The following is a 21,087-nucleotide window of genomic DNA, read 5'->3' as shown; positions in this document are numbered from 1 at the left end:
GAGAGGAACGACGTGGCGTTGTGGACCGTGCACGGCAACGGTCGACACTTGCTGGGCGACGCCGTCGTGACCTCCGAGGAACGCCTGAGCTGGCCGCTCACATTCGGCCTGGGTGTCCAGCACCTGTTCGCCATGTTCGGCATGACGACGCTGGTCCCGCTGGTCACCGGCTTCCCGGTCACCACCACCCTGCTGCTGTCCGGCGTGGGCACGCTGCTGTTCGTCGTCGTCACCCGCAACCGCATCCCGAGCTACCTGGGCGCCTCCGCGGCGTTCGTGGTGCCGCTCGTCGTCGCGTCGGAGACCGGCGGTGCGAGTCCGGCCACGCTGCTCGGCGGGATCATGGTCGTCGGACTGGTCGTGACGGCCGTGGGCGTGGCGGTCAAGGCGCTCGGCGTCCGCCTGCTGGAGTCGTCGATGCCGCCGATCGTCACCGGCGCGGTCGTGCTCATGATCGGGCTGAGCCTGGCGCCGCAGTCGGTCGCGTCGGTGGACAAGCAGCCGGTCGCGGCGGCGCTGACGCTGGGCACGGTGGTGCTGGCGACGGTGGCCAGCCGCGGCCTGCTCGCCAGGGCATCGGTGCTGCTGGGCGTGCTGATCGGCTGGGCGTACGCGGCGGTGACCTTCCAGCTCGACGAGGCGCGACTGACCGCGCTGCGCGACGCGCCGTGGTTCGGACCGCCCGACCTGATCGCCCCGCAGGTGCACCTGTCGGTCGTGCCCTACGTGCTGCCGCTGGTGATCGTGCTTGTCGCCGAGCACGTCGGGCACCTCAAGGCCGTCGCGGCGCTGACCGGCCGCAACCTCGACGGCAGCGTCGGGGACGCGCTCATCGGCGGCGGGCTGGCCACCACGCTGTCGGGTTCGGTGGGCGGTTCGGCGCTGAGCAGCTACGCCGCCAACGTCGGAGTCATGGCCGCGACCAGGGTCTACTCGACGGCGGCGTGCGTGGTCGCCGCCGGGGCGTCGGTGGTGCTGTCGTTCAGCCCGAAGCTCGCCGCGCTGATCAACACCATCCCGCTGGGCGTGCTCGGCGGCGCCACGCTGGTGCTGTTCGGCATGCTCGCGATGGTCGGCGTGCGGATCTGGCTGGACGCCGGGGTCGACTTCGTCGACCCGGTCAACGTCGCGGTGCTGGGCACCGCGATCATCGCCGGGGTCGGCGACCTCACGCTCTCGATCGGGGCGCTGCGGATCACCGGCGTGGTCTGGGGCTCGGTGGGGATCGTCCTGCTCTACCCGCTGCTGCGCCGCCTGGCCGACGCCCGCCGCTCGTCCTGAGCCCCGCGCTGGCAGTTCGGGCAGTGGTAGGCCACGCGTTCCTCGATCCCGTGCCCCTGCACGCCTCGCCGGACCGCGCCGCCGCATCGCAGGCACGTCCGGCGCCCGTAGATCCAGTGCGTCCGCCCGCGCCGCGTGTCGCCGGTCGTGGACTGCTCCGGGTGCCAGGCGTTGCGCAGCAGCAGCTCGCGGGAGAGCCGGACGGCCTCGGCGGCGTCCACTTCGGACACCGGCGTCCACGGGGTGCTGCCGAGCAGGAAGCAGACCTCGGTCTTGTAGAGGTTCCCGACCCCGGCGACCACGCTCTGGTCCAGCAGGGCCAGCCCGATCTCGCGGTCGGGCTCGGCGGTCAGCCGCCGGACCGCCTCCAGCGCGGCGGACTCGTCCCAGTCCGGCGACAGCAGGTCGGGACCGAGGTGACCGATCAGCCGGCGTTCGTCGCCGGTCCGCAGCAGGTGCAGGTCGTGCAGGTTGAAGCCGACGGCGCTGCGCTGCTCCGTCGCCAGGATCGCCCGTGCCTGGTGACCGGGACGGCGCCACCGCGCGCCCGGTGAGTAGACGTGCCAGGCGCCGTCCATCCGCAGGTGGCTGTGCAGCGTGCGGTCGCCGTCGAACCGGATCAGCAGGTGCTTGCCCGCGGGGCGGACCTCGCGCACGGTGCGGCCCGCCAGGTCGACCTCGGCCAGTCTGGGATGCCGGAGCTCGCCGCGCACCAGCACCTCGCCCGCCAGCGCCTCGTGCAACCGGTGGCAGGCAAGGAAGACCGTGTCGCCCTCCGGCAGAGCAGGCTCACCGCCCTTCCAGCGCCGGCTTCAGCCCCCGCGGGACACCTGCGGTGCCCGGTCCCCATGCTCGCACCTGTTCACGCCGGAAGAGCGCCGTGGAGCGGTGCACGAGGGCGCCGGCCCGGTCATTCGGCGGCTTCCTCGAACTCCTCGTCGTCGAAGTCGTCCAGCTCCGCGTTTCGGTCGACCCGGCCCGCCCGCAGGGTGCGCGCCAGCAGCAGGTTGAACGCCAGCGCGACCTCGCGCGCGCCCGGCGTTCCCCACTGGTGGATCGGCATGCAGGCGCCCTGCGCCTGCTGCACGGCGAGCCGGTCGGGCAGCGCGACCGGCATCACCAGCGGGCCGAAGATCTCCCGGAGCTCCTCGATGCGGTACTGGTGCTCGTGCGACCGCGGCCGGACCCGGTTGACCACCACGCCCAGGGGCTGCAACCGCGGGTTGCTGGCCTCCCGTTCGGCCTGCACCGCCTCGAAAGCGCGCTGGACGCCGGAGACGGCGAAGATCGTCGGCTCGGTGACCAGCAGCGCCCGGTCGGCGGCCACCAGCGCGGAGCGGGTCAGCCTGCCCAGCGACGGCGGGCAGTCCAGCAGCACCAGCTGGTACGGCAGCTCGCCGTCGGCGATCAGCTCGTCCAGCTGTGACAACGCCGTTGTGAGTTTGGAGAGGTGCTCGTCGTCGGGGTGGTGGCCGTTGTGCAGCTCGCCGTCCTCCGAGCCGACCAGGACGTCGACCTCCTCGCCCCACGCGCTGGGCGCGACCGCAGCGCGCAGCACCTCCGGGCGCGGGTCGGCCAGCACGTCGCCGAGCTCCTTGTCGGTTGCGTCCGGCTCCAGGCATGCGGTCGCGTTGCACTGCGGATCCAGGTCCACGACCAGGGTTCGCACCCCGCGGCGCATGGCCGCCGAAGCGAGGCCGAGCACCACGGTCGTCTTGCCCACGCCACCCTTGAGACTCAGCACTGCCACCGTATGCACGCCCGTAGCCTACGGAACTGCGTGGTGATCTCGTGTCCTGCTCGTCAATCCGTGACCGCACGCCACGTGAACAGCCCGCGTGACCCGCTATTACGCTTGGCGCTCATGAGATCCGACGCGGTCCACCGGGTGCTGGAAGCCGAACTCGCCCAAGCGCGGAAGCGGCGGGGCGGTCAGCCGCCGCGGGTGCTCGACGTCGGTGGCGGCAGCGGCGTGTGGGCGGTACCCCTGGCCTCCGCGGGCTGCGCCGTGACCGTCGTGGACCCCAGCCCCAACGCACTCGCCACGTTGCAGCGCCGGGCCGCCGACGCCGGGGTGGCCGACCGGATCACGCCGTTGCAGGGCGACACCGACGCGCTGCACGCGATCAGCCCGGAGGGCGGCGCCGACCTGGTGCTCGGGCACGGGCTGCTGGAGGTCGTCGACGACGTGGCCGCGGCGCTGCGCGAGATGGCGGCGGCGACCGCCCCCGGCGGCGCGGTGTCGGTGCTGGTCGCCAACCGGCACGCGGCGGTGCTGGCGCGGGCCCTGACCGGCCGGGTCACCGAGGCGCTGAAGCTGTTCCAGGACCCCGACGGCAGGCTGCACGACTGCGCCGCCGACACGCTGCAACGCCGGTTCGACAGCGACAGCGTCGAGCGGGCCATGCGCGAAGCGGGGATGGACGTCGAGCTGATCCAGGGCCAGGGCGTGCTCAGCGACATCGTCCCGGGGTCGGTGCTGGAGAGCACCACCGGAGCCGCGGAGTCGCTGGCGGAGCTGGAGCGGCTCGCGGCCGCCCGGCCGCCGCTGCGCGACATCGCCACCCGGCTGCACGCGATCGGCCGCGTCGGCGGCTGACGACGCCGGCCGCGGCGGCGGGACACGGCGGCCGGAGCCCGGCGGCCGGCCCGTCCGGGTTTCCGCGACCGGGCGGTGAAGGGCCTTCCCAACCTGGCGCTGCCGAGATCTCCCGACGGCACTGCCCCGACGGGATGATGTAGGCAACTCGCCGCGCACTCGTGCGGGGACCGGGTAGTCGTCGCGTCGCCGGAACCGTATCCTCGTGGGTGACGCCCCCAAGCGTTCGCCGGGTCCCCGCCCGGAGGGTCCGAATCCCTCTCGGGTCTCCGGCGCCACTGAGACACTGTGCCGGAGGAGGAGCCATGCCACTCTCCGAGCACGAGCAGCGACTGCTCGATCAGATCGAGCGCGCGCTCTACGCCGAGGATCCCAAGTTCGCCTCCAGCGTGCGCGGAGGACGGTTGCACCGCCCTTCCAGGCGTCGTCGCCTGCAGGGCATCGCCGTGTTCGCGCTGGGGTTGATCCTGCTGGTGCTCGGCGTGGTGATACCGGTCAGGGCGGCCGATATCCCTGTGGTGAGCGTGGTCGGCTTCCTCGTGATGTTCGGCGGAACATTGATGGTCTGGTCTGCCATGCGTGGTGGCGGGGAGGACAGCGAGCCGGAAGCGGAGGACGGCGGCGGGAGGTCCGGCGGCGGCCGGAAGAAGCCCGAGAGCCGCGGCCGCAGCTCCCTCGCGAGGCGGATGGAGGAGCGCTTCCGCAAGCGCTTCGAGCAATAACCGAACCTGTGTGGTGTGCGGTGATCGCCGTCCGGATATCGGTCGGCGATCGCTTCATGTCTGGGTGAGGTTGCACACGCGGGTGCCGGCCGTCGCCGGTGCGCGGGGCGGCTGCTCGACGGCGAGACCTCCGGTGTCCTGAACAGCCTCCGGTGGCCGCTGCCGACCATCACAGCACCGGTGTCCCATGCCGGATGCCACGGCACCGGACACCGGCGCTGAACCGGTGCGGCCCTACCGGCGCAGCACCGAGCGCGGCAGCAGGCGGTCCTGCCAGCTCAGCGGCGCGCTCCGGTGGAGGGCGGCCACCGCTTCGCGCAGGGACTCGGCGACGGCCGGGTCCGGTTCGCGGTCCGACGGCGCGTACCACTCCCGCTCCACGGCGCCCACGAGCGCCCGCACGGCACGGGAGCCTTCGGCGTCGAGTGCGTAGCCGTCGATGAGCGCGTTGGCGCTGTGGCGGACCGTCCGGGCGGCCTCCGGCCGCGTTCCGCGGTCCCAGAACTCGTCGAGCAGCTCCCGCCACGCCACTCCGGCCGCGCCGGGGCCGCCTTCGGCCACCGTCCGCAGGCGCAGCCGCCTGCGCGCCTCTCGTAGCGCGGCGGGACACGCGGCGATCACCAGGGCCACCAGCACGACCAGCAGCACCGCCGGCCACGGCCCGCTGCCGGTGTCGGTGCGGCCGGGCTGCGGCACGGCGTTGCGCTCGCCGTCGTCCACGACGCCCGGCTGCGGCTGCTGGCCGGGGGATGTCGGCGTCGGTGGGGTCGACACTCCCGGCGGCGGGAGGGCCTGGCCGGGTGCGGGTTCGCGGTGCAGGTAGTCCGGCAGCGACGTCCGGCCGTCGTCCAGCGGGGTCGGGTCGAAGGTCGTCCAGCCCCATCCCGGGAAGTAGGCCTCCACCCAGGCGTGCGCGTCGTCGGTGGTGATCATGCGCGCGTCGCCGTCCTGGTAGCCGGAGGTGAAGCCGACCGCGACCCGCGACGGGATGCCCGCCGCCCGCAGCAGCACCGCCATCGACGACGCGAACTGCTCGCAGTAGCCCCGCTTTCCGCGGAACAGGAAGTCCGACAGCGCGCTGCTGCTCGACGGGGGCGCGGTCTCCAGCTCGTAGGAGAAGCCGTTGGACGGGTCGGTGAAGAACCTGTTGAGCGCGGTGGCCTTGTCGAAGTCGGTCGGCTGGTCGGCGGTGAGCCGCCTCGCGAGGTCTGCGACCTCGGGCGGGATGCCGGTGGTGTCCAGGTAGGCGGGGTCGATCCGGACCGGTCCGTTGGCGCTGCGCAGCTGCTGCGGGGTGGGGGAGGAGAGCGTGAGCTGCTCGGAGTAGGGCCTGCTCTGCTGCCGGGTCTGGGTGAACACGATCCCGGCGGCCGGGTCGTAGCGCCAGTCCGGCCCCATCCCCGACACCACCTCGGGGGTGCCGAAGACCGGCAGCCAGGGGTCGCGGTAGCCCAGCGGTTCGATGTCCACCCGCATCGGGGTGCCGGTGGAGATGTCGGTGCCCTCGGGCAGCGGCAGCGGCTGGCTGGCGTCCACGCCCTGGGTGAGGCCGTCCATCTTCCAGCCGTTGGCCGGGTCGAACTTGCGCAGCGTCATCGCCCGCAGGTAGGTCTCCCGGGTCAGGCCGCGCACCCGGAACAGGTCGACGGTGCGGCTGCGGTCGAGCTGACCGCGCAGCGAGGTGAACGGCTGCAGGCCGACGCCGCCGCTGGAGGTTCCGAAGCCGGTGGTGCCCGCGCCGGGCAGCCTGCCCTCGGTGCCCACGCCGGTGAACACCGTCCCGGTGAGCAGCGCGATCACCACGGAGGCACCGGCGACCGCGCTGGTCGTGCGGCCGAAGATGTTGCCCGCGACCGCGTCGCGGCTCTCCCGCCGCTGCCAGCGCTGGTGGTGGCCGCCGGAGGCCAGCAGCAGCGCGAACGCCAGCGCGCCGCCCACGAAGCTCCACCACGGCAGCATGTCGTCGGCCAGCGACGCGGGGATGGCGTAGACGCAGAGCAGCACCAGCCCGGCCACCGCAGGAGCCTGCAACGCCACCGCGATGATGTCGACGAGTATCGCGACCAGGCCCAGCCCCAGGCAGACCAGCGCCTGCAACGCCGTCTCGGCGGGTACCGGCGGCACGCCCTCGCGCACCAGGTCCAGCGCGCGGGTCAGCTCCCCGGACAGCTCGCCGAGCGCGGCCGGACCGGGCAGGAAACCCAGCAACGCCTGCTTGGTGAACAGCGTGGTCAGCGCGGTGGTCAGCGCCAGCCCCTGCACGAGCACCACCAGCGGGGGCCACCAGCGCATCGTCCGGCCGAAGACGCCCGTCCCGGCGACCAGCCCGATGGTCAGCAGCGCGGGGATCACCCAGCGCGCGTCGGCGATCACCCCGGAGAAGGCGGTCGAGGCGAGCGCGACCGACATGGCCGCCGCGGCCGACGAGACGGTGGAGGTGTCGACCACCCGGCCGGATCCGGCGCTCACGTCTCCGGGTCCAGCGCTCACGACGCCACTCCTGTCCCCGTGGTCCCGTCGCTGTCCTGGCAGAGCCGGCCCCACGCCTCGGCGGTGGAGGTGCGGGGACCGCCGACGATCACCACGGTCCACCCCGCCGCGCGCAGCCTGCGGGCCGTCACCTGCGGGTCGAAGCCGCCGTCGGCGGGCTGCCCGCTCCAGGCCCGGACGTCCAGCAGCAGCGCGAGGCTCCTGGCCTCCTGGGGGCGCAGCCGGGTCAGCTCGGCGACGGCGGCCGTCGTGGTCTCGCCGAGCACCGCGACCAGCTCCTGGCCGTTGCCCGGGTCGCGGCCGCACACCAGGTCGCGCTGGGTGGACGGGCGCAGCGCGGCCAGCGAGTCCAGCACCGCCTCGTCGTCGTGCCCGCCGTCCGCGGGGCCGGAGCCGCCTGCGAGCTGGCGGCCGTCCTCGGTGACCAGCCGGACCTGCCTGCCGTGCCGGTTCAGGTGCAGGCTGATGCTGGCCGCCGCCGAGACGGCCCACTCGATGCTGGAGCGCGCGCCGGTGCCGCGGTGGGCGGCCGAGCGCCGGTCCAGCAGCACCGTCGTGCCGCCCTGCCACGGGCGTTCCTCGGCCCGCACCATCAGCTCGTCGCGGCGCGCGGTGGTCTTCCAGTGCACGCGCCGCATCTCGTCACCGTGGCGGTACTGGCGCACCATCGAGTCGTCGTCGCCGTGCCCGGCGCGCATCCGGGTGGTGCCGTCCTCGCCGGTGCCGAGCCCGGAGCCCGCGGGCATCCCGCCCAGCGGCACCACCCTGGGCACCGCGACCACCCTGCTGCGCCCGCCCAGCTCGCGCTCGAACTCCGACAGCCCGAACGGGTCGCCGACGCGCGTGCGCAGCGGGCCGATCTGGTGCACGCCGCGCAACGACGGCTGCACGTCGTACTCCAGGACCGCGCCGCCGCGGCGGGGGACGTCGGACAGCCGGAACCGCGGACGGCCGCCGAGCGCGTGCGGGGTGCCGTCCTCGAGCTGGAGCCCGCCGACGGGCAGCCGCCCGGTGCCGGTGATGTGCAGCCGCACCAGCGCCTGCGACCCGACCGGGACCCGCATCGGCAGGACCTCGCGGCGGGCCGCCAGGCCGAAGCGCGAGCGGCCCGCCAGCAGCAGCGCCAGCAGCGGCAGGGCGGCCACGAACGCCGAGACCCGCAGCAGGTCGCGCTCGTCGAGGATGAGCGAGCACACGCCGGCGGCCACGCCCGCGGCCAGCAGGCATCGGCCCCGGATCGTCAGGCCGGAGAGCATGGCTAGCGCCGCCCGCCACCGTCACCGCGCGGCACGGAGATGCGGGTCAGCAGCTGGCGGACCAGGTCGGAGGCCGAGCGCCGGGTGGCGCGGGCCTCGCTGGTGAGCACCAGGCGGTGCGCCAGCACCGGCACGGCCACCGCCTGGACGTCGTCGGGTACCACGAAGTCGCGCCCGGACAGCGCCGCCTGCGCGCGGGCGGCGCGCACGAGCTGGAGCGTCGACCGCGGCGACGCGCCCAGCCGCAGCTCCGGCAGGTGCCGGGTGGCGGTCACCAGTTCGACGACGTAGCGGCGCAGCTCGGTGCTGACGTGCACCGCGCGCACGGTCTGCACCAGCGACTGCACCTGCGCGCTGTCGGTGACCGGGCGCAGCTCGCGCAGCGGCTCGTGCCCCGCGTGCTCGTCGACCATCGCCAGCTCGGCCTGCGCGTCGGGGTAGCCGATGGAGACCCGGGCGGTGAACCGGTCGCGCTGCGCCTCGGGCAGGGCGTAGGTGCCCTCCATCTCGATGGGGTTCTGGGTGGCGATCACCATGAACGGGGAGCGCAGCGGGTAGGTCTCGCCGTCGACGGTGACCTGGTTCTCCTCCATGCACTCCAGCAGCGCGGACTGGGTCTTGGGGGAGGCGCGGTTGATCTCGTCGCCGACGACGATGTTGGCGAAGACCGGGCCTGCGCGGAACTCGAAGCTCTCGCGCTGGCGGTTGAAGATGGAGACGCCGGTGATGTCGCTGGGCAGCAGGTCGGGCGTGAACTGGATGCGGCTGACGGTGCAGTCGATGGAGCGGGCGAGCGCCTTGGCCAGCGACGTCTTGCCGACGCCCGGCACGTCCTCGACCAGCAGGTGGCCCTCGGCCAGCAGCGTGACCAGCGCGATCCGGACGACCTCGGGCTTGCCGACGAGCACCTGCTCGACGTTGGCGGCGATCCGCTGGATGGTGCTGTGCAGCGCGTCGACGTCCACGGTGCCCGGCTGCGCGCGACCGCGGTCTCCGTTGGAGCCGTGGTCGCCGCCGTACCGGGGCCCGGCACCGGCCTGGGCGGCACCGTCCCCGGTCACCGCGGTGCCGGATGTGTGGATCTTGGACGTCACGCAACCTCCAGGTGCTCTCCCGGGTGTCCGCGGCGACGCGGCCGTGCGGTTCCCACAGGCGTCGGGCGAGCACACGCCGGGCTCGTGCTGCCACCCCTGAACGACATCTCGATCATCTCGCCCTACGTCAGCGTGCCCATGCAGTGTGCCAAACCGGAGTGGCCTTCCGTAGCCGGGCGTGAGCGGGTCCTCCCCACAACGCCCCACGGCGCGGCCCCGTCGGCGGCGGGCGACGAACATAGCGGCCCCGTGCGTGCTGTGATCATCGTCTGGCGCGCCGTTTCCCCCACCTCGCTCCCCACCGGCGCTACCTGCGCAAACAACGTCAGGCTTCCGTGTCGGACCGGTGCGATTCGTGTTGACGGTGGAGCGAAGTGGGGTAGTGTGGTTGACAGTGGGGCGAACGGGGGTCCCGCTTTCGCCGGGCGCAGCAGCAGGCCGCGAGGCGGCGGCAGTGGCGGCGAACGCAGTAGGGCAGTTGGCAGAGCAGTCGGGGTTGTGGCAGCCCGGTGCGGCGGAGCAGTCGGTGCCGCGGCGGGAGGGCCGCAGCGGTCGCCCTCCAGGTCGGTGGGCACCGGGCAGTTGGCACGAGTGGTCCGCGCAGGACCGTCGTCAGCAGGAGGTCGTCGGGGCATCCGGTCGCCGTTGTCCAGCGGTCGGTTCCGGCGTCGCCGAGGTGACGAGGTCGGCGTCGTCATCCGCTCCCTCCGGGGGCGAGCCGGTCCCCGGACCGGTCGGGCGGCAGCGGTACCGCGAGCCGGTGGCCGCGTGCGCGTCACCGGTGGGTGAGCGCGCCGATCCCGGCCGAGGGGATTCGGGACCGTCGGTCACCGGTGGCCCAGGGGAGGTGGCCGCCGATGTTCCTCGGTACCCACCACCCCAAGCTCGACGACAAGGGGCGGCTGACGTTGCCGGCGAAGTTCCGGGAAGCACTGGCAGGGGGGTTGATGGTCACCAAGGGACAGGACCACTGCCTCTACGTCTTCCCGCGCGCCGAGTTCGAGCAGATGGCCAGGAAGGTCGCCGAAGCCCCGTTCACCAACGAGTCCGTCCGCGCCTACCAGCGCTACCTGTTCGCGGGCACCGACGAGCAGCAGCCGGACGGCCAGGGCCGGATCTCGATCGCCGCCGAGCTGCGCCGCTACGCGGGCCTCACCAAGGAGTGCGTGGTCATCGGCGCGATCAACAGGCTGGAGATCTGGAACGCCGAGCGCTGGCAGACCTACCTCGACGAGCACGAGGAGGACTACGCGCAGGCCCGGGAGGAGGTGCTGCCCGGGGTCTTCTAGGGAGTTGGCAGGCGAACGTGGAAGTACTCGCGACCGGGTGTCGTGAGGCCTCGGTCCGCTCGGCTATCGCACGCCTGGTGCACCTTCCCCGGCATCAGGACGCGACGGGCGGGCGGGGACCTGACGGAACCCGGTCTCTGGGGGAACACCTCGTACGACGGGACTTCGGCGGTGCGGTCGAGCGCGGGCCCCGCGCTCGCGCGTGGGGCACCCCGGGTGTCGTGCGGTGGACAAGGCTAGCGGGAGGGAGGGACCGCCATGGCCGATGAGCAACAGCGGCGTGCGCAGGACGGCGGTTCCGCGCGGGACCGGCACGTCCCGGTCATGATGGAACGAACTCTCGAGCTGCTCGCCCCGGCGCTGTCGAAGGGGCCCGCGGTGGTCGTCGACGCGACGCTGGGCATGGGTGGGCACTCCGAGGCGCTGCTCGCGGCGCACCCGGAGCTGACCCTGGTCGGGCTCGACCGCGACCCGGACGCGCTGCGGCTGGCCGGCGAACGGCTGGCGCCCCACTCCGACCGGGTCCACCTGGTGCACGCGGTCTACGACGAGTGGGCCGAGGCGCTGGCCGGGCTCAGTCTGTCCAAGGTGGACGGTGCGTTGTTCGACCTCGGCGTCTCGTCGTTGCAGCTCGACGAGACCGACCGCGGGTTCGCCTACGCCCACGACGCTCCGCTGGACATGCGGATGGACTCCGGGGCGCCCCGCACCGCGGCCGACGTGCTCAACACCTACTCGGCGGGCGAGCTGACCCGGGTGCTGCGCGAGTACGGCGAGGAGAAGTTCGCCGCTCGGATCGCCGCGGCGATCGTGCGGGAGCGGGCCAAGGCCCCGTTCGACCGCAGCGGGCGGCTGGTCGAACTGCTCTACGACGCGGTCCCGGCGGCCAGCAGGCGCACCGGCGGGCACCCCGCCAAGCGGACCTTCCAGGCGTTGCGCATCGAGGTCAACGCCGAGCTGGAGGTGCTCGGGCGCGCGCTGCCCGCGGCGCTGGACTCGCTGGCGGTCGGCGGCCGGATGGTCGTGATGTCCTACCACTCCCTGGAGGACCGGATGGTCAAGCGGGCCTTCGCCGAGCGGGCGAAATCGAAGACCCCGGTGGACCTGCCGGTGGAGCTGCCGGGCCACGGCCCGGAGATCCGGCTGCTCACCAGGGGAGCGGAACTGGCATCGGATGCGGAGACGGCGGCCAACCCGAGGGCCGCTTCGGTGCGGCTGCGGGCCGCGGAGCGGATCAAGGAGGCGGTATGACAGCACCGGCACGGAGCAGGACGACCGCTTCGCGGGCCAGTACCACCGAGCGCGAGCAGTCGGCCAAGACCAAGCAGCCGGCCAAGGGCAAGCGGACCCGGTCGGCGGCGGCCGAGCGCGCCTACGCCCGCCGCGAGGCGCGGCGCGAGCGCTCGCTGCGCGAGGCCCCGGAGCGGCGGCCGAGCAGGCAGCGCCAGTCCGCCGAGCAGCGCCGTCCGCGCCGGGTGGCGCTGCCCGCGGCGATGCTCCCGGAGCGGGTCGCCGGTTCCCGGCTGCCGCTGGTGGTGGTGTCGATGTCGCTGCTGGCGACCGGTCTGGTGGCGACGCTGTGGCTGTCGATCGCGGCGGTCAGCGGCTCCTACCGGCTCCAGCAGGGGGAGGCCGAGCTCACCGCGCTGAACGAGCAGAAGGAACGGCTGATGCTCGACGTCAACGCGCGCAACTCCACGCCGGCGCTGCAACGCGCCGCGGCCGCCGAGGGTCTGGTGCCCGCGCCGCAGGCCGCGCACCTGGTGACGAACCCGGACGGCACGGTCAGCGTGATCGGTGATCCGCAGGCCGCCGAGGCCCCGGCCCCGCCGCCGGTCCAGGCATCGCCCGCCCCGCCGCAGGCCGGGCAGCCGCCGGCGGCCCCGCCGCAGCAGGCCGGGCACGATCCGCGTCAGCAGGCCGCGCTGGTTCCGGCGGTGGAGGGGCGCTGATGGTCCGCAGGGCGGCGCGGCGCACCCGCCGCACGGCCCGCACCGACGTCGCAGGCAGCGACCGGCGGCTGGTGGTGGGCAGGATCCTGCTGGTCATCGCGCTGGTGCTGACCGCGGGCAGGCTGGTGTGGGTGCAGGGCTTCCAGGCCAACGCGTTGTCGGAGAAGTCGGAGCGGCAGCGGATCACCAGGGACAACGCCCCCGCCGAGCGGGGGACCTTCCTCGACCGCAGCGGCAACGTGCTGGCCTTCAACAGCGAGGCCAAGCAGCTCTACGCCAACCCCAGCGACCTCACCAGGACCAAGGACGAGGCGCACGCCAAGGACCCGGGCAAGCCCACCGCCGAGCAGTACAAGCGCGAGATCGCCCGGTTCATCCACGCCAAGGTCGGTGACCGGCTGCCGGAGCAGGAGGTCTACGACGTCCTGTCGATGCCGGTGAAGTTCAGGTACTTCGGTCCGCTGGTCGACGTGGCGACCGCGCGGGCGATCACCGAGGAGTTCCCCGAGATCGGCGCAGAGCACCGAGCGGTGCGCGAGTACCCCGCCGACGACGTGGCCGCCAACATCATCGGCGCCGCCCGCTGGTCGATGGACGACGGCAAGGTGCGGGGCCTGCTCGGCCTGGAGAACTCGCTGAACACCACGCTCGCCGGCCGCGACGGGGTCAAGGTCGCCGACACCGCGATGGGCAGCGACCTGGTCATCCCCGGCACCGAGCGCGAGCTGGAGCCGCCGACACCCGGCTCGGACGTGGCGCTGACCATCGACTCGGACCTGCAGTTCATGGTCCAGCGCGAGCTGTCCCGCTACGTCACCGAGGCCGGGGCCAAGGGCGGCAGCGCGGTCGTGCTGGACGCCAAGACGGGTGAGGTCTACGCGCTGGCCAACGACAAGACCTTCGACCCGGCCAGCGACCCGTCGACGTGGTCGCCGCAGGGCGTGTCGAACCCGGCGGTGACCACGCCGTTCGAACCCGGCTCGGTGAACAAGGTGATCACCGCTGCGGGCGCGATCGAGCACGGCCTGGTCAAGCCGCAGGACGTGCTGCAGGTGCCCGGCAGCATCAAGGTGGCCGACGCGGTCATAGGCGACGCCTGGCCGCACGGGGTGCTGCCGCTGACCTTCACCGGCGTGCTCGGCAAGTCCTCCAACGTCGGCACGCTGATGATGGCGCAGAGGCTGGGCGAGGACCGCTTCAGCGAGCTGGTGCAGAAGTTCGGCGTCGGCCGCAAGACCGGCGTCGAGCTGCCCGGTGAGAGCCCTGGCCTGGTGCCGCCGCGCAACCAGTGGTCCGGCAGCACGTTCGGCAACCTGCCGATCGGGCAGGGCCTTTCGATGACGGTGCTGCAGATGGCAGGGATGTACCAGGCGATCGCCAACGACGGGGTCCGCGTGCCGCCGAGGATGATCTCGGCCGAGATCCGCCCGGACGGCACGCGCGTGCCGCGTCCAGCGCCGGAGCCGGTGCGGGTGGTCAGCCCGGAGACCGCGCACACGGTCAAGGACATGCTGCGCTCGGTCGTGCAGGACGCCCCGCAGCAGCGCGGCACCGCGCCGGAGGCGGCGGTGGAGGGCTACCAGATAGCGGGCAAGACGGGCACCGCGCAGAAGATCGACCAGTCCTGCGGCTGCTACAGCCAGTCGGAGTACTGGAGCACCTTCGCCGGGATAGTTCCGGCCGACGACCCGCGGTTCGTGGTCGGGCTGATGCTCGACGCCCCGGCGCGCGGCAAGTCGGCGGCCCCGCTGTTCCACGACATCGCCTCGTTCCTGACCCAGCGCTACCAGATCCCGCTGTCGAAGGAGCCCGCTCCGCTGCAGACGCTCCAGGTCAGATGAGCGCGCCGGGCCTGGTCGCGGCGAACTAGCATCGACGCGTTGCCCGAGAGTCGACCGGGAGGCGTGGTGGCAGCGGTTCGTGGTGCGCACTTCGTGCGGGCGGCCGAGCGCACGCTGGCGGTGCTGCGGGCGTTCGCGCCGGACCGGCCGGAGATGACGCTGACGGAGGTGGCCGAGGCCAGCGGCCTCGACCGGGCGGGTGCCCGGCGGCTGCTGCTCACGCTCATCGACCTCGGCTACGTCCACCACGACGGGCGGCAGTACGCGCTGACGCCGCAGGTGCTGGAGTTCGGCTACGCCTACCTGTCGAGCCGGTCGTTGCCGCAGATCGCCGAGCCGCACCTGCGCAGGCTCACCGGCGAGCTGCGGGAGATGACGGCGCTCGGGGTGCTCGACGGCGACGACGTCCGCTACGTCGCGCAGGTGCCGGGCCCGAAGCTGCTGTCGGTGTCGATCCCGGTGGGCACCCGTTTCCCCGCGCACGCCACGTCGATGGGCAAGGTGCTGCTGGCGGCCATGCCGCCGGAGCACCTGGAGGCGCGGCTGCGGTCGATGGAGCTCGGCAGGATCACCCCGCACACCATCACCACCCGGGAGGGTCTGCTGGCCGAGCTGGCGAGGGTGCGCAGGCAGGGGTTCGTGATCTCCGACGACGAGCTGGAGGCGGGGCTGCGCGGTGTCGCGGCACCCGTCCGGGGCGCCGACGGCCGGGTGGTCGCGGCCGTCAACGTCTCGCTCGACGCCCGCGGGGCCACGGAGGAGGTGGTCCGCAACGAGGTGGTGCCACCGCTGGTCACCACGGCGGCGCGGATCGAGGCGGACCTGCGGCTCAAGCCCGCGCGCGGAGCCTGAACACACGGGACCCGGCGTCGAATCGCGCCCAGCGCGGGGTGGGAACGGCGGAGGCCGGTGGGCCGCGGCAGGGGGTGGAACCGCGGCCCACCGGCGGTGGCGGCGCCGTGATGGCGGGGTGTCTGTCGTCAGGCGCCGCCGGTCAGGTCGGACTCCTCGCGGTAGCGCTTCTCCGCGACGTGGACGAAGAAGTCCGGCTCGGCGTCGGCGTAGGTCTCCTGGAAGTCGCCGTAGGTGTCGATCCGCTGGAAGCCGGTGTCGCGCAGCAGCCCGCGCAGGTAGTCCCTGCGCAACGGGTACATGTTGAGGAAGTACTCGTCACCGCCGGGGAAGGTGTACCTGTAGCGCGCCAGCCCCTCGTCGACGTGGTCGGGACGGGCCGAGACCTGCGCGCCGCAGTAGTAGTAGGTGCGGCCGCTGGAGGACTCGCCGTCGAGGATGGCGTCGTAGTTGCGCTGGTCGATGATCAGCACGCCGTCGTGCTTGAGCAGCGCGTAGAACTCCGCCAGCGCCTTGCGCCGGTCGTGCTCGGAGAACAGGTGCGTGAAGGAGTTGCCGAGGCAGATGACCGCGTCGAACGGGCCCCGCACGTCGCGGGTGAGCCAGCGCCAGTCGCTGTTGACCGTGCGCAGCACGTGCCCGCCGTGTTCGATGCCGTTGCGGAACGCCCTGGCCAGCATCTGCGGGCTGCCGTCGGCGCTGGTGGTGTCGAAGCCCGCGTCGAGCAGCCGGACCGAGTGGAACCCGGTGCCGGTCGCGGCGTCCAGGACCGTGCGCACGCCGCGCGACCGCAGCTGCTCGATGAAGAACCGGCCCTCGCCGTCGGCGCGCTTGTCCCAGTCGATCAGCTCGTCCCACCGGTCGACGATGCCGCCGACGTACTCGTGGGTGTAATGGCCGGTGTCGCGGACTTCCAGCGGGTTGTCGCCGAAGACCTGGTGCCGCAGGTCGACGGAATCGGTGGAGGCGGTCGGGTTCAGCGTTCCGCGCGAGCGGACTCGGACGTTCTGGCTCATGCTCCGTTTCCTCGAACTGCTCGAAAGCGCATGCAAAAAGGGAGCTCCCGCGCCGCGGCCGGGTTTTTCCGGCCGCTGCTTCGCCGACGTTAGGTGAATGCCCCGGCGAATCAAGTGCGCCGCCGTTCGTCCTGCGATGTCCGGGCTTGTGCCGCTCCCTCGGCGGAGCTGCCGGTCAAGGGCCGCTGACCAGGCCGACCACCGGTTCCCAGGCGTCGGACCAAACCGGGTTCCAGCACGGTTCCGGCTGGTGCGCCGGTGTTCGCAGCGCAATCGCCGGTGTCGCGGTGCGAACCGGGCAGTGCCCCGGATCACGGCTCGTGATCTTGTTCGCCCGAGCCGCGACCCCGATGTCCGACGCCGGCGTTCCCGCAGTTCGGGGCCTTGCGCGGACTTCCGCCGGCCGGCGGCGGCTTCTCGGGCGACGCCTGGACCCGCGCGATTCGTAGTGCGCGTCACAGTTATTTCCGCTCGGTTCCGCTTCTACGATCCGCGTCACATCTCGAGCCGAACTCCGGCGCCTTCGGCTGTGCGGACTGGAAGTGAAAGGGAGGATCGATGCGGATCCGGAACCGGGCTCTGGCGGACAAGGTGGTCGAGGCGGAGGAGGCCGCCGCCATGATCGAGCCGGGAGCCAACATCGGCATGAGCGGATTCACCGGTGCCGGATATCCCAAGGAGGTGCCCGGTGCGCTGGCCAAGCGGCTGGCCGCCGAGGCCGCCGCGGGACAGCCGGCCAAGGTGAGCCTGTGGACGGGCGCGTCGACGGCTCCGGAGCTGGACGGGGTCCTGGCCGCCGCCGACGGGATCGACCTGCGGATGCCCTACCAGTCCGACCCCGTCAGCCGCGAGAAGATCAACTCCGGTGCGATGGACTACACCGACATCCACCTCTCGCACGTCGCGCAGCGGGTGTGGCAGGGCTTCTTCGGCGAGCTGGACGTCGCGGTCGTGGAGGTCAGCGGGATCACCGAGGACGGCCGCCTGGTCCCGTCGTCCTCGGTGGGCAACAACAAGACCTGGATCGAGTGCGCCGACAAGGTGATCCTCGAGGTCAACTCGTGGCAGAGCGAGCACCTCGAGGGCATGCACGACATCTACTACGGCACCGCGCTGCCGCCGCGACGCAGGCCGATCCCGCTGACGCACCCGGCCGACCGCATCGGCACGCCGTACCTGGAGTGCCCGCCGGAGAAGGTCGTGGCGGTCGTGCGGACCGACTCGCCCGACCGCAACACGGTCTTCACCCCGCCCGACGACGTCTCGCGCGCCATCGCCGGGCACGTGCTGGACTTCCTCGACCTGGAGGTCGCCGCCGGCCGGCTGCCGCGGAGCCTGCTGCCGTTGCAGTCCGGGGTCGGCAACGTGGCCAACGCCGTCCTCGCCGGGCTGCGGGAGGGCCCGTTCGAGGGGCTGACCGCCTACACCGAGGTGATCCAGGACGGGATGCTGGAGCTGATCGACTCCGGCAAGCTGCTGACCGCGTCGGCCACCGCGTTCTCGCTGAGCCCGGCCGCCGTGGACCGCTTCAACCGGGACGCCGCCGCCTACCGCGACCGGATCGTGCTGCGGCCGCAGGAGATCAGCAACCACCCCGAACTCGTGCGGCGGCTGGGCTGCCTGGCGATGAACGGCGTCGTGGAGGCCGACATCCACGGCAACATCAACTCCACGCACCTGATGGGCAGCCGGATGCAGAACGGCATCGGCGGTTCCGGCGACTTCGCCCGCAACGCCTACGTGTCGGTCTTCGTCACGCCGTCGGTGGCCAAGGGCGGGGCGATCTCGGCGATCGTGCCGATGGTCTCGCACGTCGACCACACCGAGCACGACGTCGACGTCATCGTCACCGAGCAGGGGCTGGCCGACCTGCGCGGCCTTTCGCCGCGCAGGCGGGCGGAGCTGGTCATCGACAAGTGCGCGCACCCGGACTTCCGGCCCGCGCTGCGCGACTACCACGAACGCGCGCTGCGGTCGTCCTTCGGCGGCCACACCCCGCACCTGCTCGCCGAGGCGCTGTCGTGGCACCAGCGCTACCTCGACGAGGGCACGATGCGGCGCTGACCAGCCCGGCCGGCCGGACGGCTGCGCCGCACCGGACACAGGCCCTCAGTCGTGGTCGTAGGGGCGGCGCAGCTCGACCTCCGGGTTGAGACGCACGCCGAAGCCCGGCGTCTCCGGCAGCCGCAGGCGACCGCCGACCGGTACCGGCTCGTCGAGCAGCAGCGGCGAGAACATCGGCACCACCTCGGTCGCCTGCGGGTGCATCATCAGGAACTCGGTGAACGGGCTGTTGTGCCTGGTGATGACGAAGTGGTACGAGTACACGCTCGATCCGTGCGGGACCACCATCGCGCCGTGCGCGTCGGCCAGCGCGGAAATCTTGATCAGCTCGGTGATGCCGCCGCACCAGTTGACGTCGGGCTGGATGATGTCGGGGCGGCCCATCTCCAGCAGCAGCCGGAAACCGTAGCGTGTGTGCTCGTGCTCGCCGGTGGTCATCAGCATCGTCGACGGCATCCGCCTGCGCAGCTCGCCGTATCCCCAGTAGTCGTCGGGGATCAGCGCCTCCTCCAGCCACTTCAGGTCGTACTCGGCGGCGGCGTGGGCCAGCCTGGTGGCGTACTCGACGTCCAGCGCCATCCAGCAGTCGAACATCAACCAGAAGTCGGGGCCGACCTGCTCGCGCATCTTGCGCAGCCGCTCGATGTTGGCGTGCAGCCCCTCGACGCCCTCGGCGGGTCCGTGCTGGAGCGTCATCTTCCCGCCCAGGAACCCGAGTTCCTTCGCCACGTCGGGGCGTCCGGTGGTGGCGTAGCACTGGAGCTCGTCGCGCACCGGGCCGCCGAGCAGCGCGTACACCGGTTCCTGGCGGATCTTGCCCAGCAGGTCGTAGAGGGCGAGGTCCACCGCGCTGATCGCGTTGAGCACCAGGCCCTTGCGCCCGTAGTAGAGGGTCGCGTTGAACATCTGGTCCCAGATCTTCTCGACGTCGGTGACCGACGCGCCCTCCACGAACCGCGCCAGGTGCTTCTCCACGATGTAGGCGCCCGGCTCGCCCGCCGTGGTCACCCCGACACCGACGGTGCCGTCCTCGGCCTCGACCTCGACGACCAGCGTGCCCAGCACGTTGATGCCGAAAGCCTGCCTGCTGGCGCGGTATTCGGGGTACTTCGCCATCGGGGTGGCGACGTGGTCGTCGATCCAGTGGTCCTCGGCCTGGTCGTGGTAGTCGGCGCCGCCACCGGTCACGGTGAGCGCGCGTACCTGGCGGATCTTCAACGGGCCTCCTCGGTCGCGGGATGCGCGGTGCTGCGTGCCGCCGGGGTCGGCAGCCGGGAGCTGAGCAGGAAGAGCGCGGCGGCGGCCAGGCCGCAGGCCGACAGCATGTAGAGCCCGGCGGAGTCGGACGAAAAGGTTTCCTCGACCCAGTTCTTGGCCACCGGGGCGACGAAGCCGCCGAGGTTGCCCAGCGAGTTGATCAGCCCGATGCCCGCCGCGGCGGCCGTGCCGGTGAGGTAGGCGGCGGGGAAGGTCCAGAACACCGGCTGCACCGAGATGTAGCCGGCGGCGGCGACCGCGAGCCCGCAGATGGCCAGCACCGGACTGGAGAAGTAGGCCGAGGCGGCGATGCCCACCGACCCGGCGCAGGCGCAGGCCGCGGCGACGAACCGCTTGCGCTGCTGGGAAACGCGGTCCGCGCCGGAGGACACCGCGAGGTTGGCCAGCAGCGCGACGGTCCACGGAATCGCGGTCACCAGGCCGACCGCGAGCCCGACCTTGCTGCCGACCGCCGCCGACACCTGCGTCGGCAGGTAGAACGTCATCCCGTACACGGCGCACTGGATCAGGAAGTAGACCAGGCTGAAGTAGAGCACGCGCGGGTCGACCAGCGAGGTCAGCAGCCGGTGCGGGCTGTGCTCGCGCTTGCGCTCGGCCTCCAGGTCCACCGCGGACTGCAGGGCGTCGCGCTGCGGCTGCGAGAGCCACCGCGCGTCGGCGGGTTTGTTGTCGAGGTAGAAGAAGGCCCACACGCCGACGACGCACGCGATGAGCCCCTCGACGGCGAACATCCACTGCCAGCCCAGGATTCCGGCGGTGCCGTCGAGCTCCAGCAGCAGTCCGGACAGCGGGCCGCCGAGCACCGAGGCGAGCGGGATTCCCAGGTAGAACAGGGCGTTGCAGCGCGCGCGGTAGGCGTGCGGGACCCAGTGGGTGATGAACAGGATGACCCCGGGGAAGAACCCGGCCTCGGCGACCCCGAGCAGGAACCGCAGCAGGTAGAACACGCCCTCGCTGTCGACCAGCGCCATCGCGGCCGAGATCAGGCCCCAGGTGACCATGATCCGGCACATCCACCACCGGGCGCCGACCCGCTGCATGATCAGGTTGCTGGGCACCTCGAACAGCGCGTAGCCGATGAAGAACAGCCCCGCGCCGAGCGCGTAGGCGGCTTCGGAGATGCCCGCGTGGGCCTGGAACTCCTCCTTGGCGAACCCGATGTTGACCCGGTCCAGGAACGCGATGACGTACATGAAGAACAGGAACGGCATCAGCCGCCACATCACCCGTCGCACCGCCGCGGGCAGGGTCTCGTCGTTGGGTTGGGGCACCGGACCTCCCCGTTGAGGTGCTGCACGAAATACCGAACAAGGTTCGTGATTTGGGACACAGAGTAGGTGTGGCGGTCGGGGT

Annotated in this window: 17 protein-coding genes; 9 read left to right on the top strand and 8 right to left on the bottom strand. The window is 72.4% G+C overall.

Translation table 11 applies throughout. From position 1 onward, the window contains the following. Nucleotides 1–12 precede the first annotated feature (12 nt). A complete protein-coding gene (locus tag SACE_RS28160; protein ID WP_009943107.1) occupies nt 13–1,281 on the top strand; it encodes a uracil-xanthine permease family protein in 1,269 nt (422 codons plus the stop codon). Here SACE_RS28160 and SACE_RS28155 read toward each other — a convergent pair. Next, nucleotides 1,236–2,063, bottom strand: coding sequence for a DNA-formamidopyrimidine glycosylase family protein (locus SACE_RS28155; RefSeq protein WP_029621400.1), 828 nt, complete (start codon nt 2,061–2,063; stop codon nt 1,236–1,238). The genes SACE_RS28160 and SACE_RS28155 overlap by 46 nt on opposite strands. A gap of 128 nt (nt 2,064–2,191) precedes the next feature. Further along, on the bottom strand, nt 2,192–3,040 hold the full coding sequence (locus tag SACE_RS28150; protein WP_011874870.1) for a ParA family protein: 849 nt from the start codon (nt 3,038–3,040) through the stop codon (nt 2,192–2,194). A gap of 105 nt (nt 3,041–3,145) precedes the next feature. Between SACE_RS28150 and SACE_RS28145 the strand changes: the two genes are divergently transcribed. Next, nucleotides 3,146–3,880, top strand: a complete 735-nt coding sequence (locus SACE_RS28145; RefSeq protein WP_011874869.1) for a class I SAM-dependent methyltransferase — start codon at nt 3,146–3,148, stop codon at nt 3,878–3,880. A gap of 305 nt (nt 3,881–4,185) precedes the next feature. After that, nucleotides 4,186–4,602: a DUF3040 domain-containing protein gene (locus tag SACE_RS28140; RefSeq protein ID WP_009943112.1), complete on the top strand. Its 417-nt coding sequence runs from the start codon at nt 4,186–4,188 to the stop codon at nt 4,600–4,602. A gap of 234 nt (nt 4,603–4,836) precedes the next feature. Here SACE_RS28140 and SACE_RS28135 read toward each other — a convergent pair whose 3' ends face one another. From SACE_RS28135 to SACE_RS28125, 3 genes are read right to left on the bottom strand one after another with little or no spacing between them, the layout of a single operon-like run. After that, on the bottom strand, nt 4,837–7,092 hold the full coding sequence (locus SACE_RS28135; protein ID WP_231849815.1) for a transglutaminase TgpA family protein: 2,256 nt from the start codon (nt 7,090–7,092) through the stop codon (nt 4,837–4,839). After that, nucleotides 7,089–8,348: a DUF58 domain-containing protein gene (locus SACE_RS28130; RefSeq protein ID WP_009943114.1), complete on the bottom strand. Its 1,260-nt coding sequence runs from the start codon at nt 8,346–8,348 to the stop codon at nt 7,089–7,091. The genes SACE_RS28135 and SACE_RS28130 overlap by 4 nt, the downstream gene beginning before the upstream one ends. Before the next feature lie 2 nt (nt 8,349–8,350). Continuing rightward, nucleotides 8,351–9,442 (bottom strand): AAA family ATPase, encoded by a 1,092-nt coding sequence (locus tag SACE_RS28125; RefSeq protein ID WP_009943115.1) that lies wholly within the window; start codon nt 9,440–9,442, stop codon nt 8,351–8,353. An 857-nt stretch (nt 9,443–10,299) separates the two neighbouring features. On the opposite strand from SACE_RS28125, the gene mraZ reads away from it, so the two are divergent. From mraZ to SACE_RS28100, 5 genes are all read left to right on the top strand, one after another. Then, on the top strand, nt 10,300–10,731 hold the full coding sequence (mraZ, locus tag SACE_RS28120; protein WP_009943116.1) for a division/cell wall cluster transcriptional repressor MraZ: 432 nt from the start codon (nt 10,300–10,302) through the stop codon (nt 10,729–10,731). 258 nt (nt 10,732–10,989) lie between these two features. Then, nucleotides 10,990–11,982, top strand: a complete 993-nt coding sequence (rsmH, locus tag SACE_RS28115; protein WP_009943118.1) for a 16S rRNA (cytosine(1402)-N(4))-methyltransferase RsmH — start codon at nt 10,990–10,992, stop codon at nt 11,980–11,982. Next, the gene (gene ftsL, locus SACE_RS28110; protein WP_009943119.1) at nt 11,979–12,683 is read left to right on the top strand and encodes a cell division protein FtsL; all 705 of its coding nucleotides are present in this window, start codon (nt 11,979–11,981) and stop codon (nt 12,681–12,683) included. Before rsmH ends, ftsL begins: the two co-directional genes overlap by 4 nt. Beyond that, entirely contained in the window at nt 12,683–14,524 is a 1,842-nt protein-coding gene (locus tag SACE_RS28105; RefSeq protein WP_009943120.1) for a peptidoglycan D,D-transpeptidase FtsI family protein, read from the top strand. Before ftsL ends, SACE_RS28105 begins: the two co-directional genes overlap by 1 nt. Before the next feature lie 39 nt (nt 14,525–14,563). Next, nucleotides 14,564–15,376 carry an IclR family transcriptional regulator domain-containing protein gene (locus tag SACE_RS28100; protein WP_011874867.1) on the top strand — a complete coding sequence of 271 codons (813 nt, stop codon included), beginning with the start codon at nt 14,564–14,566 and terminating at the stop codon, nt 15,374–15,376. 128 nt (nt 15,377–15,504) lie between these two features. Here SACE_RS28100 and SACE_RS28095 read toward each other — a convergent pair whose 3' ends face one another. After that, on the bottom strand, nt 15,505–16,392 hold the full coding sequence (locus tag SACE_RS28095) for a glycine/sarcosine N-methyltransferase (RefSeq protein WP_009943124.1): 888 nt from the start codon (nt 16,390–16,392) through the stop codon (nt 15,505–15,507). Nucleotides 16,393–16,950: 558 nt separating this feature from the next. On the opposite strand from SACE_RS28095, the gene SACE_RS28090 reads away from it, so the two are divergent. Further along, nucleotides 16,951–18,456 (top strand): acetyl-CoA hydrolase/transferase family protein, encoded by a 1,506-nt coding sequence (locus tag SACE_RS28090; RefSeq protein ID WP_009943125.1) that lies wholly within the window; start codon nt 16,951–16,953, stop codon nt 18,454–18,456. 45 nt (nt 18,457–18,501) lie between these two features. Here the strand turns inward: SACE_RS28090 and rhmD are convergent, their stop codons facing one another. Then, nucleotides 18,502–19,674: an L-rhamnonate dehydratase gene (rhmD, locus tag SACE_RS28085; protein ID WP_009943127.1), complete on the bottom strand. Its 1,173-nt coding sequence runs from the start codon at nt 19,672–19,674 to the stop codon at nt 18,502–18,504. Next, the gene (locus tag SACE_RS28080; protein ID WP_009943129.1) at nt 19,671–21,005 is read right to left on the bottom strand and encodes an MFS transporter; all 1,335 of its coding nucleotides are present in this window, start codon (nt 21,003–21,005) and stop codon (nt 19,671–19,673) included. The genes rhmD and SACE_RS28080 overlap by 4 nt, the downstream gene beginning before the upstream one ends. Nucleotides 21,006–21,087 lie beyond the last annotated feature (82 nt).

Source organism: Saccharopolyspora erythraea NRRL 2338, assembly GCF_000062885.1.
In the GTDB taxonomy this organism is placed as follows: domain Bacteria; phylum Actinomycetota; class Actinomycetes; order Mycobacteriales; family Pseudonocardiaceae; genus Saccharopolyspora_D; species Saccharopolyspora_D erythraea.
Note: the sequence above shows the minus strand (reverse complement) of the source record. Positions and strands in the feature narration are given on the sequence as shown.